Annotated in this window: 12 protein-coding genes; all 12 read left to right on the top strand. The window is 53.0% G+C overall.

All coding sequences use genetic code 11. The annotated features are described in order from the left end of the window. The first annotated feature begins 2 nt into the window (after positions 1 to 2). Positions 3 to 1,295, top strand: coding sequence for an EF-P 5-aminopentanol modification-associated protein YfmH (gene yfmH / locus RGB73_RS17235; protein WP_310763926.1), 1,293 nt, complete (start codon positions 3 to 5; stop codon positions 1,293 to 1,295). Positions 1,296 to 1,303: 8 nt separating this feature from the next. Continuing rightward, the gene (ymfI, locus tag RGB73_RS17230) at positions 1,304 to 2,038 is read left to right on the top strand and encodes an elongation factor P 5-aminopentanone reductase (RefSeq protein ID WP_310763925.1); all 735 of its coding nucleotides are present in this window, start codon (positions 1,304 to 1,306) and stop codon (positions 2,036 to 2,038) included. Positions 2,039 to 2,142: 104 nt separating this feature from the next. Continuing rightward, a complete protein-coding gene (locus tag RGB73_RS17225) occupies positions 2,143 to 2,412 on the top strand; it encodes a DUF3243 domain-containing protein (RefSeq protein WP_310763923.1) in 270 nt (89 codons plus the stop codon). 107 nt (positions 2,413 to 2,519) lie between these two features. Then, the gene (locus RGB73_RS17220) at positions 2,520 to 3,299 is read left to right on the top strand and encodes a DUF3388 domain-containing protein (RefSeq protein WP_310774382.1); all 780 of its coding nucleotides are present in this window, start codon (positions 2,520 to 2,522) and stop codon (positions 3,297 to 3,299) included. 12 nt (positions 3,300 to 3,311) lie between these two features. Continuing rightward, positions 3,312 to 4,211 carry a helix-turn-helix domain-containing protein gene (locus tag RGB73_RS17215; RefSeq protein ID WP_310763921.1) on the top strand — a complete coding sequence of 300 codons (900 nt, stop codon included), beginning with the start codon at positions 3,312 to 3,314 and terminating at the stop codon, positions 4,209 to 4,211. 112 nt (positions 4,212 to 4,323) lie between these two features. Further along, on the top strand, positions 4,324 to 5,670 hold the full coding sequence (gene rimO, locus RGB73_RS17210) for a 30S ribosomal protein S12 methylthiotransferase RimO (RefSeq protein WP_310763920.1): 1,347 nt from the start codon (positions 4,324 to 4,326) through the stop codon (positions 5,668 to 5,670). Beyond that, on the top strand, positions 5,671 to 6,246 hold the full coding sequence (gene pgsA / locus RGB73_RS17205) for a CDP-diacylglycerol--glycerol-3-phosphate 3-phosphatidyltransferase (RefSeq protein ID WP_203254936.1): 576 nt from the start codon (positions 5,671 to 5,673) through the stop codon (positions 6,244 to 6,246). A 123-nt stretch (positions 6,247 to 6,369) separates the two neighbouring features. Further along, positions 6,370 to 7,614, top strand: coding sequence for a competence/damage-inducible protein A (locus RGB73_RS17200; RefSeq protein ID WP_310763917.1), 1,245 nt, complete (start codon positions 6,370 to 6,372; stop codon positions 7,612 to 7,614). Positions 7,615 to 7,621: 7 nt separating this feature from the next. Then, entirely contained in the window at positions 7,622 to 9,211 is a 1,590-nt protein-coding gene (locus RGB73_RS17195; protein WP_310763915.1) for a DEAD/DEAH box helicase, read from the top strand. A gap of 170 nt (positions 9,212 to 9,381) precedes the next feature. After that, positions 9,382 to 10,440, top strand: coding sequence for a recombinase RecA (gene recA / locus RGB73_RS17190; RefSeq protein WP_310763912.1), 1,059 nt, complete (start codon positions 9,382 to 9,384; stop codon positions 10,438 to 10,440). A gap of 92 nt (positions 10,441 to 10,532) precedes the next feature. Next, positions 10,533 to 11,174: a RecX family transcriptional regulator gene (locus tag RGB73_RS17185; RefSeq protein WP_310763911.1), complete on the top strand. Its 642-nt coding sequence runs from the start codon at positions 10,533 to 10,535 to the stop codon at positions 11,172 to 11,174. Positions 11,175 to 11,458: 284 nt separating this feature from the next. Further along, positions 11,459 to 13,000 (top strand): ribonuclease Y, encoded by a 1,542-nt coding sequence (rny, locus tag RGB73_RS17180; protein WP_310763910.1) that lies wholly within the window; start codon positions 11,459 to 11,461, stop codon positions 12,998 to 13,000. Positions 13,001 to 13,097: the final 97 nt, after the last annotated feature.

The raw sequence follows: 13,097 nt of genomic DNA, 5'->3' as shown, positions 1-13,097 counted from the left end.
CGATGCAGACTACCAAATTTGAACAGGTCAATGAAACAGTGTACCAGGAGACACTGGCGAACGGCCTGCAGGTTTTTTTAGTGCCGAAGCAAGGCTTTAGCAAGACCTATGCTGTTTTCACGACACGCTACGGCTCGATCGACAGCCATTTCCGAACGAGGGATGGCAAAGAGATCAACGTGCCGGACGGGATCGCGCACTTTCTGGAGCACAAGATGTTCGAGAAAAAAGACCGGGACGTCATGCACGAGTTCAGCAAAAACGGTGCATCCTGCAACGCGTTTACGAGTTTCAACCGGACAGCATACCTGTTTTCCTGCACAGAGAAGCTGGACGACAATCTGAATTTGCTGTTGGATTATGTGCAAGAGCCATATTTCACAGACGCCAGCGTGGAGAAGGAAAAGGGAATCATCGGCCAGGAGATCACCATGTACGACGACAATCCGGACTGGAAGGTCTACATGAATCTGCTCAAGGCTATGTACAAGGATTACCCGATCAACATCGAAATCGCAGGTACGATCGAAACGATCTCTCATATCACCAAAGAGTATTTGTACCAGTGCTACGAAACCTTTTACCACCCGGCAAACATGCTCCTACTGGTCGTCGGATCGTTCGAGCCAGAAGCGGTCATGAAGCTCATCCGCGACAATCAGTCTGCCAAAGAGTTTCCACCCGCACCGCAAATTACCCGTCTGTTTCCGGAAGAGCAGCCAGAACCGGCACAGCCAAAAATCGAGGCAGCATTGCCTGTGGGTCTGCCGAAGTGCATGATCGGGATCAAGGAGCGCGAGCATGGCTTGACGAAAGAAGCCTTGTTAAAACGAGAGCTGGAGACTAAACTGTTATTGGACATCGCGTTCGGCACCAGCTCCGCCATTTACGAAAGGCTGTACGACAGCGAGCTGATTACCGAGAGTTTTGATTTCGATTACAGCAGCGAACAGGATTACGCGTATACGATCCTTGGCGGCGATACCCCGGATCCTGAGCGACTGGTGGAGACCATCCAAAACGAGATCGAGCAATTGAAGCAAAAAGGCATCGATCCGGACGACTTTGAGCGGGCCAAGCGGAAAAAAATCGGAAATTTCCTTCGCTCGCTGAACTCGGTCGAATTTATCGCCAACCAGTTCACCAGCTTCAAGTTCAATGGGAACGATCTCTTTGCTGTAGTGCCGACGCTGGAGTCGATTACTCGCGAAGACGTGGAAAAACGCATGAAAGAGCATTTTGCAGCCGAACAGATGGCGGTATCCATCGTTCGCTCCGCTTCGCCACAGGAGTAGTGAATTGAATGAATGAAAGAACGCCTTGGGCGTTGGTGACAGGTGCTTCCGGTGAGCTGGGGCAGGCAATCGCCTCGAGTTTGGCTCAAGCGGGGGTTCCGCTTTATTTGCATTACCACATGTCCGAGCTCAAGCTGGATGGCACCTTGCAGCTATGCCAGCAGCTCGGAGTTCCCGCTTTAAAAATTCAGGCAGACCTGAGGGACCCCGGTCAAGTCGCCGGGATGTTTGCTCAGTTTCCGGTCGCTCCGCTGCTGATCGTCAACAACGCCTCCATCGACCACGTCGGATTGTTTTCCGATGTCAGCGTGGCGCAGTTTGACGAGCTGATCGCGGCCAATGTCCGTTCCGCTTTCTTGGTCAGCCAGGGGGCGCTGCCGGCGATGCTTCGGGAGAGGTACGGCCGCATCGTTAATATTTCCTCCATCTGGGGCATCACGGGCGGCTCGTGCGAAGTGCTGTACTCGCTTACCAAAGGAGCTGTCAATACCTTTACCAAAGCGCTGGCAAAAGAGCTGGCTCCGAACGGGATTACGGTAAATGCAGTGGCGCCCGGAGCGATTTCGGGAGGCATGATGGAACGCTTTTCCCCGGAGGAAGTGGCGATGATCGCCGAAGAGATTCCGGCGGGGAGGCTGGGTCACGCTTCAGAGGTGGCAGCTGTCGTCCGTTTCCTCTTGACACGGGAAGCGGGCTATGTCACGGGCCAAATCATCAGCCCGAACGGCGGATGGTACACCTGACCGAGATACGTGCGATGCTGCATAATTTCCGTGAAATGGTGGAATTCTACCTTCTGTGCGGGCAACAAATCTGTTCGCAACGTACTTAAGGAGGGAATTTCTACATGTCGGTTCTTGAAAATTTTCGTGACTGGAAAGAGTTTCTCGGAGAGCGAGTAGAGCAAGCGAAACAGGCGGGCATGGAGAGCGAGACGCTGGAAAACGTCGCGTACCAAATCGGCGGCTATCTGGCACAGCAAGTCGATCCGAAAAATGACCAGGAGCGTTTGCTCAAGCAGCTGTGGGATGCTGGAGACCAGCAGCAACAGCAGGCGTTGGCTTCGCTGATGGTGAAGCTCGTACAAAATCCGGATAGTGTAGGCCGCGGCAATTAGCTTGTAAATCCCCTATTTTGGGGATTTTTCTTTTCCCGGATTGTCGATTGATGGGAACGTGATATACTACATAAGAAGAGAATTCTGGGAGTCGGAGAGGAATGTTTATGGAAGCAATCAAAGAATGGTACATGGAGTACGAAATTGCCCGCAACCGTCCCGGCCTATTGGGGGACGTCGCTTCTATTCTGGGTATGTTGAACATCAACATCGTGACCATCAATGGTGTCGATACCATGCGAAGAGGCATGCTGCTCTTGACGGATGACGACGAAAAAATTGAGGTTTTGCGCAACGTTGTTCAAAAAATGGACAACATAACCATAACGAGGCTGCGTCCCCCGACGATGCTGGATCGTTTGGCAGTGCGCCACGGTCGATACATCGAGCGAGACAGCGAAGACAAGAAAACGTTTCGCTTCGTCCGCGATGAGTTGGGGCTTCTGGTAGATTTCATGGCGGAAATTTTAAAAAAGGAAGGCCATCAATTGATCGGGATCCGAGGAATGCCCCGCGTTGGCAAGACAGAATCCATGATCGCGGCCAGCGTTTCCGCAAACAAGCGCTGGACGTTTATTTCTTCGACTCTCCTGCGGCAAACGGTCAGAAGCTCTCTAGCCATTGATGAACTGTCAACTGATCATGTATATTTGATAGATGGCATCGTGTCGACGCTCCGCTCCACGGAGAAGCACTACACCTTGCTGCGGGAGGTCATGAATTTCCCGGCCGCAAAAATTATTGAGCACCCGGATATTTTTGTAAGGGAATCGGAGTATGAGCTTTCTGATTTTCACTACATAATCGAGCTGCGTCACCATCCGGAGGAGGAAATTACCTACGAGCTGATCAATAATCGCGGTTTTGATAATTTTGATATGAATTAAGGAGGGGCAGCTGTGTCTGAGCTCGGTCAAGTACTTCAAAGGGCCCGCGAGGAAAAAGGAATCACGCTCGATGACATCCAACGTATCACCAAGATACAGAAGCGTTATCTGGAGGCGATCGAAAGGGGCCACTTTCACGTTTTACCCGGCCACTTTTACGCGCGTGCATTCATAAAGAGCTATGCGGAAGCCGTTGGTCTCGACCCAAATCACATCATGAGTCACTTCCAGTCCGATTTGCCGGCCCAGCCGCCTACCGAACAAGTGGAGAGGCTGCGTCGGCGACGGGTGGCATCCACGAACAGCCCCTTGCAAGCAGGGCGATGGGTCACCAAAACCCTGCTGGTCCTGTTTATCGCCTTGATTATCGGGGTGATCTACATGGCAGCTGTGAACAACAGCAATGGCGGCATGACTCAGCCGATCCCAGGGGGGACGGTCACTCCGGGAGCGGAGGTCATTACTCCTGGTACCGGCGGCGGAGCGGCTACATCTCCCATTGCCCAGCAGCCTCAGCCTCCGAGCAATGTCGCCCCGATTCCCGATTCTTCGACACCGCCGTCTGACACGGTCGTGGAGACCCCCAAGACGACAGTTACGTTCGAGTCTCAGCAAGGAAGCATCTACAACTACACCGTGGCTGGCGGAGAAAAAATAACGGTCAAGCTGAAAGTGAAGGAAGATCGCAGCTGGTACGGCGTATCGGAAGGAAAAGGGAAAAAGTATATCGAGGAAGGCACTCTGAATAATGGGGAAGAAAAGACGGTCGATCTGGGGAAATCCGCTTATGTTCGACTGGGCAAGGCAAAAGTAGTGGATGTAAGCATCAACGGTGTATCTGTGGATACGTCCAAAATGAAAACGACCGCGAACCTGTTGTTCAAAATGAAAGAACAGCCGGTCACTCAGTAGGCAAGCATTTTGCTTGCCTTTCATACTTTTGTCTCTTTTGACACTTCCTTTGCCCTTATATTATACTGGATAGGTGTAATATGGGCTGGTATGACCAATTGGAGGAAAAGTGATGGCAGAGAAGGTAGGCTCGCGAGAAAAAGTTGCGATTGTGACACTGGGCTGCGAAAAGAATCTGGTGGATTCAGACATGATGGCCCATCTGATAGATGAAAAAGGCTATGAACTGGTTGACAATCCGGAAGAGGCAACCGTGGTCATCGTCAATACCTGTGGTTTCATCGACGCAGCTAAAGAAGAGTCCGTCAACAAGATTTTGGACATGGCTGAACTGAAGGAAACTGGCAAACTCAAATCGCTTGTAGTGGCAGGCTGTCTAACCCAACGCTACAAAGAGGACATCTTAAGCGAGATTCCCGAAGTAGACGGCATTGTCGGAACAGGCGATTTTATGTCGATTACAGGAATCATCGAAGAATCGCTCGCAGGCAAGCGTCCCATCTATGTGGGCAATCCGATTTTTACGTACGAAGATGTAGTGAAGAGGAAAGTGAAGGAAGGTACCTACTCTGCATACATTAAGATTGCAGAGGGCTGTGACAACGCATGTACGTTTTGCAGTATTCCGCTGATGCGCGGAGGATTTCGCAGCCGTACAATCGAATCCATTGTGGAGGAAGCGAAGCACCTGGCCGCTCAGGGGATCGTGGAAGTCAGCTTGATCGCACAGGATTCCACGAACTACGGGACAGACATCTACGATGGCAAACACATGCTTCCCGAACTGCTGAACCGCTTGTCGGAGGTCGACGGTATCCAGTGGATCCGCCTTCATTACGCGTATCCGGGATTCTTTACGGATGAGTTGATCCGCACGTTTGCCGCCAATCCGAAAGTGTGCAAATACGTGGATATGCCTTTGCAGCACTCCGAGGATCACATTCTGAAAAGGATGCGCCGTCCAGGCCGCCAAACCGATATTCGCGAGCTGGTGGCGAAAATCCGTGCCGAAGTGCCGGATGTCGCGCTGCGTACATCGCTGATCGTCGGTTTTCCGGGTGAAACGGAGGAGGACTTTGCGCGTCTTTGCGAGTTCGTAAAAGACATCCGCTTTGATCGACTCGGTGTATTCACGTACTCCAATGAAGATGACACTCCTGCCTCCCGACTGCCGGACCACGTGGACGAGGAGACGAAAGAAAAGCGCGCCAACATGCTGATGGAAATCCAGCGTGAAGTGGCAGGCGACCGCAACAGTCGATTCGTGGGCGAGGTCCTGGATGTGTTGATCGAACGGTATGAGGGAAGAGGCGACATTTACGTGGGCCGCACACAGTACGACGCTCCGGAAATTGATGGGGAAGTGTTCGTCTCCGGATTTAAGGGGGAACTGGGCTCAATCGCAAAGGTCAAGATTACGCACTCCTTTGAATACGATTTAGCTGGGGAGGTAGTCTAGGTGAATCTCGCCAACCGCATCACCCTCGCCAGGATTTTCCTGGTACCGGTCGTTATGTTTTTTCTGCTGGTGCGTTACAACATCGGGACTTTTACGATTGGTAGCCTGACGATGACATTTAACGAGCTGATTGCGGCTTTGGTGTTTATCCTAGCAGCCAGTACGGACGGACTCGATGGATATATTGCCCGTAAGCGGAAGATCGTAACGAATTTCGGCAAGTTTTTGGATCCGCTCGCCGATAAGCTGCTGATATCGGCGGCATTGATTTCGCTCGTGGAAATGCAACGGCTGGAAGCGTGGATTGCCATTGTCATCATCAGCAGGGAATTTGCGGTGACGGGGCTGCGGTTGATTGCAGCTGCGGAAGGACAGGTTATCGCAGCCAGTGCGCTGGGTAAACTGAAGACGTGGGTGCAAATCGTTGCGATAACGGTAGTGATGATTCGCAACTTCCCGTTCGAGTTTCTCGGCATACCGTTTGATGAGGTAGCGACTTGGGCGATGGTGATCATCACCATTTACTCCGGATACGACTACTTTGCGAAGAATCGCAACGTTATCCAATACTCGTAAAGCGGGTATTGGACTCTTTTTTCACAAGGCTCTTCTCCAATTCGGCCGTCGGTGATAGACTGTTAGTTTAGAGGCTTTTCCAATCGGAAGGATGCTTACTCCACGTGGGAATGGGTGAGAAAGATGAGAGCAGAGATTATCGCGGTGGGGACCGAGCTTTTGCTGGGGCAAATCGCCAATACGAACGCCCAGTTTATGTCGCAAAAGCTGGCGGAAATCGGTATCGGGGTATATTTCCATACGGTGGTAGGCGATAATGCAGAGCGACTGACGCAGGTCATTCGACTGGCGGCAGGAAGATCAGACCTGGTCATTTTCACCGGTGGGCTGGGCCCGACTCAGGACGACCTGACCAAAGAGACGGTCGCGGAGCATGTCGGGGTGGAGCTGGTGACCGATCGACCGGCTATGCAGCATATCGAGGACTTCTTTTTACAACGCGGCATTGTCATGACGGAAAACAACCGTAAGCAAGCCTTGGTCCTGGCAGGCAGTCACGTCTTTGCCAACGACTTCGGAATGGCGCCGGGGATGGCGATCCGTCATGACAGTACCACGTTTGTCCTGCTGCCCGGTCCTCCTAGCGAGCTGTACCCGATGGTGGAGCGCTACGTCATGCCGTACCTGACCTCTCTGCTTCCGGAACAACAGGTGTTTCACTCCCGGGTTTTCCGCTTTTACGGCATCGGGGAGTCGGCCTTGGAGGAGAGATTGCTGGACCTGATTGAAAAACAGGACAACCCGACGATCGCACCCTATGCCAAGGAATTTGAAGTCACGCTGCGAGTGACGGCGAGAGCGGCAACGGCAGAGGAAGGCGAAGCGTTGATTTTGCCTGTGGAAAACGAGATTCGGAACCGGGTTGGGCAGTATATTTACGGAACGGGCGAGGATTCCTCGCTGCATCAAGTACTGGTCGAAGAACTGCGAACCAGGGGGGAGAGCATCGCTTGCGCAGAGAGCTGCACAGGCGGTACGGTGGCGTCTTTGATCACATCGGTCCCCGGGAGCTCTGCTGTCTTCCGAGGCGGAATTGTTTGCTACACCAACGAAGTAAAAAATCAAGTGCTCGGCGTTCCAGAGGAAGTGCTGGACACGGACGGGGCTGTCAGTGAAACGACGGCAAAGCTCTTGGCTGAACAGGTCAGAGAGAAATTGGGTTCGACTTATGGGGTCTCGGTAACAGGCGTGGCCGGACCGGATCCTTCGGAGGGCAAGCCTGTCGGGCTGGTCTACGTAGGAATCGCCGCAGAAGGCCTGCCGACAGTCGTGAAAGAACTGCGACTGGCGGGGAAAAGGCGGGCTATTGTTGGCCGAGCAGCCAAATTTGCGCTGTTCTACGCGCTTCAAATGCAAAAAGAAAGGTGACGTATTCATGACGATTTTTTCTGATTTTCCTTTACATAAATCCATTCTTCAAGCCATTCATGACATGGGCTTCGAAGAACCATCGCCGATCCAGGCAGCCTGCATTCCAAAGGTGCTGGAGGGCGGAGATCTGATCGGTCAAGCCCAGACGGGGACAGGCAAAACTGCGGCTTTCGGGATCCCGCTGATCGAGAAAGTCACCCCGGCGAACCGCGTGCAGGCGATCGTCCTGACACCAACCCGCGAACTGGCGATCCAGGTAGCAGGCGAGCTTCTGCGCATCTCCAAATACAATAAGGTACGGACTCTTCCGATTTACGGCGGACAGTCCATCGGCCACCAAATTCGTGCGCTGCGTCAAGGTGTGCAGGTAGTTGTCGGGACTCCTGGTCGCGTCATGGACCACCTGCGCCGCAAAACGCTGCGACTCGATCATGTACATACACTCGTTCTCGATGAAGCGGACGAAATGCTGGACATGGGCTTCATCGAGGATATCGAAACGATCATTACCCAGATGCCGGAAGAGCGCCAGACGCTGCTTTTCTCCGCGACGATGCCTCCGGAAATCAAGCGCTTGGCTACCCGCTACATGAAGCAGCCGCAGACGATCGCTGTCAGCCGCGAAGAAGTGACGGCTCCGCTGATCGAGCAAGTGTACTACAAAGTGTTTGACCGCAACAAAGTGGAAAGCCTTTGCCGCATTCTGGACAGCGAGGATGTCGAGCTCGGCATCATCTTCTGCCGCACCAAGCGCGGCGTGGACGAGTTGACTGAAGTGCTTCAATCCCGCGGCTATCTGGCTGACGGGCTGCACGGAGACCTGTCCCAGGCGCAGCGCGACAAAGTCATGAACGCCTTCCGTGAAGGCTCCATCGAGTTTCTGATCGCGACGGACGTAGCCGCACGCGGTATTGACGTCGGCAATGTATCCCACGTCATCAACTACGACATTCCGCAAGACTCGGAGAGCTACGTTCACCGGATCGGCCGTACCGGTCGTGCCGGCCGCAAAGGGATCGCGATGACTCTCGTGACGCCGCGCGAAGTACGACAAATGATGTTTATCCAAAAGCAAACAAAAGCGCAAGTGCTGTCCCGCAACGTTCCTTCCCTCGAGGAAGTGGCAGAGCGCAAGCAGGAGCAGCTGCGTGAGCAATTGACCAGCCTCTTGGAGAGCGATGCGATCGCGGATATGTACCAGAAGGTGGCCGAAACGCTGGTCGGGCAATACCCGGCTGAGAAAGTGGCGGCGGCGGCGCTTCACCTCGCCTTCCACAGCGAAGTGGGTCAAACCCAGGAAGTGGAGGCGTACAACTTCGGAGAGACCGGAGCGGCGAAAGGCATGGTCCGATTCTTCCTGAACGTAGGACGAAACGCGAACATGAAGCCGCAGGATCTCGTTCGCGAGATCTCCGAGTCGGTCGGCATCCCGGGAAAAGCAGTGGGGCGCATCGACATTTTCGAGAACTTTACGTTCGTGGAGGTGCCGGAAGAGGTAGCGGCATTCGTCTACGAATCCTTGCGTCAGACGCGAATCAACGGCAAGCGGATCAATCTGGAGCCGGCGAAGCCGCGCGGCGCGAAGCGTTCCTAAGCGAATCCGGGCAGACAAGCAGACAGCCATTTCGCCAGTATAGCAGGCGGGTGGCTGTCTTTGTTTGCATGCGAATATTTGTTCGCAAAAAATACTTGGCAAACCATTCTGTCTCGATGTATGATGGAAACAAGCAAAACAGATGCGAAATGTGAAAGGGTGTGTACCATTTGTCAGATCGTCGCGCAGCTTTGGAAAGTGCATTGCGTCAAATAGAAAAACAGTTCGGAAAAGGTTCCATCATGAAGTTGGGGGAAGTCGCCAACGTTCAAATTTCCACCGTCTCCAGCGGAGCGCTTGCTCTGGATATTGCACTCGGTGTGGGCGGTTTCCCGCGTGGCCGGATCGTTGAAATTTACGGGCCAGAGTCTTCCGGTAAAACGACCGTAGCTCTGCACGCGATTGCGGAAGTACAGAAGCAGGGCGGACAAGCTGCGTTTATTGACGCCGAGCATGCTCTGGATCCGGTGTACGCTGCCAAGCTGGGCGTAAACATTGATGAGCTCTTGCTGTCTCAACCGGACACCGGTGAGCAAGCGCTTGAAATTGCAGAAGCATTGGTGCGCTCAGGCGCTGTCGATATTATTGTTGTGGACTCCGTAGCGGCTTTGGTTCCGAAAGCCGAGATTGAAGGCGAAATGGGAGATTCCCACGTCGGGCTTCAAGCGCGTCTGATGTCTCAAGCTCTCCGCAAGCTGTCCGGGGCGATCAACAAGTCCAAAACGATCGCGATCTTTATCAACCAGCTTCGCGAAAAAGTCGGCGTCATGTTCGGCAACCCGGAAACGACGCCAGGTGGACGCGCCCTCAAGTTCTACGCGAGCGTTCGTCTCGATGTCCGGAAAGCCGAGACGATCAAAGTCGGGAACGACATCTTGGGTAGCAAGACCAAAATCAAAGTCGTGAAAAATAAAGTGGCTCCGCCGTTCAAGGTAGCCGAGGTCGATATTATGTACGGGGAAGGCATCTCCAAGGAAGGCAGCATCCTCGATATCGGCTCGGAAATCGATGTCGTGCAAAAGAGCGGGGCGTGGTACTCCTTCAATGAAGAGCGACTCGGCCAAGGACGTGAGAATTCCAAGATCTTCTTGAAAGAGAACCCGCACATCGCTTCGCAGATCGAAGCCAAAGTCCGTGAATATTTCAGCCTGAACCCAGGCTCGATTCCAGAGGCAGAAGCGGTTTTCGATCCTGAGCAAGAAGAAGAGCCATCCTTTGAATTAGAGTAAGCGAGAGCCTAGCAAGCAGCCTGTCGACGAGACAGGCTGTTTTGTTCATCGTAAAAGAAGGCAGCAGGACCGCTGAGGGAGGAGGAAGAACCATGAAGACCGGACAGATCACAGGGGTGCATCGTGACACCAAGCAAAAGCAGCGGTATCACATCGATGTGGAAGGGGAGTATGCCTTTTCCGTGCACGAGGACATCTTGGTCAAGTACAATCTGTTTAAAGGCACGGAAGTGGACGAAGCTTTTTTTCGGGAAGTGCTCGTGGCGGAGGAAAAGCATAAAGCCTATCTGGGAGCCCTGCGTTATTTAGGAATACGGCCGCGAACGCAAAGCCAGCTCCACGCGTACCTGCTGGAAAAAGGTTTTTTGCCGGAGGTGGCTGATGAAGTGTGCGACCGCTGTCGAAAGCAAGGATACATCGACGACAAAGCCTTTGCGCGGCAATGGGTGGATGAGCGGCTTCGGCTAAAGCCGCGCAGCCCGTACATGCTGCGGATCGAGCTGCAGCAGCGCGGAGTGGACAAAGGCATCGTGGACGAGGCGGTGCGGGCCGTTTCCCGTGAAGATGAACTGACTGCGGCAAGAGCCTTGATAGAGAAAAAAGCGAGAAGGCTGACCGGAGCACCGGACGCTGCCGAGGAGCGAAAGCTGCTGTCGATGTTGTTGCGAAAAGGATTTTCTCATGGTGTTGTACAACAGATTCGCGGCGAATTGCGTCAGCGAACCGACGAATAGGCCTGACTCTATTTGCATGATCTTGACAATTCTTGTTCACAAATAATAAAATAGGTTTGTATTTACTTGGTGTATCATAGCTTTTTGCTGCTTTCCCTACTCATTGCCTGTGGTACAACTGAACACCCGTGCGATGAGTGCGGATTCAGCGGACCGAGTCGAATCGGTCTTGTTTTTTAGTCGAATGTCCGATGGTTGATCAAAACGACAGCGGCACTCCATGAAAAACGAATGCTTGGAAAGCGGGGAGATGTCTTACCACAAGGAGGTGAAATGAAAAACCTATGGATCCTATACTAACAGTCGTCATTGTGCTCATCGCTCTGCTCATCGGTGCGGGTGCCGGCTACTTCACTCGTAAGTCCATTGCCGAAGCGAAGATTTCCAGCGCGGAAGAAGCTGCGAGACAGATCGTGGAAGAAGCGAAACGGGACGCAGAAGCCGTGAAAAAGGAAAAGGTACTCGAAGCCAAGGATGAAGTGTTCAAGCTTCGTTCGGAGGCGGAAACCGAACTGCGCGAGCGGCGCAACGAAGTACAACGTCAGGAACGTCGTATCCTGCAGAAAGAAGAATCGTTGGACCGCAAGATGGAACAGCTGGAGCGCAAGGAAGAAGAGCTTTCCGAGCGTGACAAAGCCATCGCAGAACTGCAAAGCAAGGTAGAGCACTTATATAAAGAACAAGTTTCTGAGCTGGAACGCATCTCCGGTTTGACGCAGGATGAAGCGAAGAATATCATCTTGACCGAAGTGGAGAACACCGTTCGCCATGACATGGCTGTGATGATCAAAGAGATTGAGACACAAGCCAAGGAAGAGGCGGACAAGCGTGCCCGAGAAATCATTACCACCTCCATCCAACGCTGTGCGGCAGATCACGTGGCGGAAACGACGGTTTCTGTCGTTACCTTGCCAAATGATGAGATGAAGGGACGCATCATCGGCCGTGAAGGAAGGAACATTCGCGCGCTCGAGACGTTGACAGGGATTGACCTCATTATCGACGATACGCCGGAAGCGGTGATCCTGTCTGGTTTTGACCCGATTCGTCGGGAGATTGCCAAGACTGCTTTGGATAAGCTGGTCGCCGACGGTCGAATTCACCCGGCTCGCATCGAGGAAATGGTGGAAAAAGCCCGTCGAGAAGTAGACGAGCGCATACGTGAATACGGGGAGCAAGCTACCTTCGAGACAGGCGTACACGGTCTGCATCCTGACCTGATCAAGATTCTGGGCCGTCTGCGTTATCGTACGAGCTATGGTCAAAACGTGCTGAAGCACTCGATGGAAGTAGCGCACCTCGCAGGTTTGATGGCGGCGGAATTGCGAGAGGATGTAAAACTCGCAAAACGCGCAGGCCTTCTGCATGATATCGGGAAGGCGATCGATCACGAAGTGGAAGGTTCGCACGTGGAAATCGGTGTGGAATTGGCTAAGAAGTACAATGAGCATCCGGTAGTTGTCAACAGTATTGCCTCACATCACGGCGATACCGAACCAACCTCCGTCATTGCCATGCTGGTAGGTGCAGCCGACGCACTTTCTGCAGCACGTCCGGGAGCTCGCCGTGAGACTTTGGAAACCTATATCAGACGTTTGGAGAAACTGGAAGAGATCTCCGAGTCGTTCGATGGAGTTGAAAAGTCTTATGCGATTCAGGCGGGACGAGAAATCCGTGTGATGGTTCAACCTGAGAAGATCGACGATGCAGAAGCGACACGCTTGGCACGTGAGATTACAAAACGAATCGAAAATGAACTCGACTATCCGGGTCACATCAAAGTGACGGTCATTCGTGAAACAAGGGCAGTTGAGTATGCAAAGTAAAGTGGCGAAAAGCCACTTTACTTTTTTTCTGGACGTCAGTGCCAGACTGGTTCGATACGGAGTGCAGGAGGCAAATGCGACATATGCGCGATGCCTT

This window comes from Brevibacillus brevis, assembly GCF_031583145.1.
Classification (GTDB): Bacteria; Bacillota; Bacilli; order Brevibacillales; family Brevibacillaceae; genus Brevibacillus; species Brevibacillus brevis_E.
This window is presented reverse-complemented; position numbering and strand designations above follow the sequence as displayed.